Origin of the sequence: Luteococcus sp. Sow4_B9 (assembly GCF_052116585.1) — a bacterium.
Taxonomy (GTDB): Bacteria; Actinomycetota; Actinomycetes; order Propionibacteriales; family Propionibacteriaceae; genus Luteococcus.
This window is the reverse complement of record NZ_JBQKKT010000075.1, coordinates 1-545: the sequence shown is the minus strand read 5'-3', so window position 1 is coordinate 545 and position 545 is coordinate 1. Positions and strand designations below refer to the sequence as shown.

The following is a 545-nucleotide window of genomic DNA, read 5'->3' as shown; positions in this document are numbered from 1 at the left end:
TAAGTGATGATCGGTTGAATGTTTGATTACAGGTAGGGGTTGAAGCGCTCTGGGTAGACGTTGGCGAGTTCGGCAAGGGCTGCCTTCCAGCCGGTGACGGTCTGACCTTCGACCAGCTTGCCCGCAGCTGTACGGGGCTGGCCCTTGGGACGGCCAGCTTCCTTGGCTCGTTCACGGGCCCGTTTGGCCTCGATGTTCATGATTGCCAACCACAACAACTTGACCGCTGCGGCGTCGTTGGGGAAGTGCCCACGATTCTTGATGACCTTGCGCAGTTGGTAGTTCAACGATTCGATCGCGTTGGTGGTGTAGATCACCTTGCGCGTCGCGGGCCCGAAGTCGAGGAAGGGGATGAATCGGTCCCACGCGTTCTCCCAGGTGGCTGCCGCTGAGGGGTACTTCTTTCCCCAAGTCGAGTCCGCGAACGTGGTCCAAGCCATCAACGCCGCCTCCGGGTCCGGGGCGGTGTAGATCGGGCGCAGCGCGGCCGCGACCTGTTTGCGGTCGGTGTAGGACACGAACCGCATTGAGGCCCGGATCAGGTG

General features: G+C 61.5%; 1 protein-coding gene. It reads right to left on the bottom strand.

Features of this window, described 5'->3' with window-relative positions; translation table 11 throughout:
• Nucleotides 1-26: 26 nt before the first annotated feature.
• Nucleotides 27-545 (bottom strand): transposase (locus ACTQ49_RS15015; protein WP_441828638.1); only part of this gene is annotated, 519 nt, incomplete at its 5' end.